The sequence below is a fragment of the Ideonella alba genome (assembly GCF_018069875.1).
In the GTDB taxonomy this organism is placed as follows: domain Bacteria; phylum Pseudomonadota; class Gammaproteobacteria; order Burkholderiales; family Burkholderiaceae_C; genus Ideonella; species Ideonella alba.
Window position 1 is genome coordinate 1 of record NZ_JAGQDF010000035.1, and the last position, 1,214, is coordinate 1,214.

Sequence of the window (1,214 nt, forward strand, 5' to 3'; positions counted from 1 at the left end):
TGTATCGACCCAGTGAGAACCTGCTCAGGTGTTAATGTCGAAAGGACGACATCATGAGTACGTTGATGGACGAAGAGATCAAGCGCTGGACGGCCAAGCGCAAGACGGCGTTGGTGCTGGAGATCATCCAGGGCAAGACCAGCGTTGCCGAGGCCAGCCGCACCTATGACCTACCGCCCTCGGAGATCGAGAGCTGGATGGAGGATGGCCGCCGGGGCATGGAGAACGCCCTGAAGGCCAACCCGCAGGATGTGCGCGAGCAGTACGAGCGCCAGCTCAAGGAGCTTCAGGAGGCCTACGGCGAGGCGATGCTGGAGCTGCGTGCGCGAAAAAAATTGCAGTCCCTGCTGGGCGAGGACGAGAAGTGATCGAGACGATCCACCAGGGACTGCAGGCCGACGGCATCACCGTCTCGATCAGCAAGCTGTGCAGGTGGTTCGACGTGCCGCGGCGCACGGTGTACTACCGCCCAGTCAAGGCAGCGCCTAAGGTGCAGGAGCGGCTTGTTCAGCCGATCAAGGCCATGATCGAGGAGAACCCCTCGTTCGGCTACCGCACGGTGGCGCATCTGCTGGGGTTCAACAAGAACACGGTGCAGCGCATCTTCCAACTCAAGGGCTGGCAGGTCCGACGACGGCCCGTGGGCTTCAGGCCCCGCATCCAGGTGCTGCCTTCAGTGGCCCAGGCGCCCAACGAGCGCTGGGCCACGGACATGTGTCGCGTCTGGGCAGGGCGGGATGGCTGGACGACGATGGCGCTGGTGATCGACTGTCACAGCCGGGAACTGCTTGGTTGGCACCTGTCGCGCAGCGGCCGATCCAAAACCGCCGAGTCAGCGCTGGAGCAAGCCTTGATTGCCCGCTTCGGCACACTGGGCCGGGTGCCGGCGCCGTTCCTGCTGCGATCAGACAACGGCCTGGTCTTCACCAGCCGCAGCTTCACGGCACTGGTGAGCAGCTACGGCTTGAAGCAGGAGTTCATCACGCCCCACAGCCCGGAGCAGAACGGCCTGGTCGAGCGCGTCATCCGCACCCTCAAGGAGCAGTGCGTCCATCGGCACCGCTTCGAGTCACTGCAGCACGCCAGCCGCCTGATCGGCGACTGGATCCATTTCTACAACCACCGGCGCCCTCATCAGGCGCTGAACATGAGGACCCCCGCTGAGGCTTATGCAATAGCGGCTTGAGCTGAGCAGGTTCTGCTGGGTCGATACA

The 1,214-nt window shown here is 63.4% G+C and carries 2 protein-coding genes; both read left to right on the forward strand.

Annotated elements, in window-relative coordinates:
- The first annotated feature begins 53 nt into the window (after positions 1 to 53).
- Positions 54 to 368, forward strand: a complete 315-nt coding sequence (locus KAK07_RS25060; protein WP_210857346.1) for a DUF1153 domain-containing protein — start codon at positions 54 to 56, stop codon at positions 366 to 368.
- Complete coding sequence (locus tag KAK07_RS25065; protein WP_210857347.1) at positions 365 to 1,186, forward strand: IS3 family transposase; 822 nt, start codon at positions 365 to 367, stop codon at positions 1,184 to 1,186. Before KAK07_RS25060 ends, KAK07_RS25065 begins: the two co-directional genes overlap by 4 nt.
- The last annotated feature ends 28 nt before the right edge of the window (positions 1,187 to 1,214 follow it).

Bases quoted from the DNA above. Each gene is read 5' to 3' on its own strand.
- KAK07_RS25060 (WP_210857346.1), top strand. From the start codon at position 54: ATGAGTACGTTGATGGACGAAGAGATCAAGCGCTGGACGGCCAAGCGC.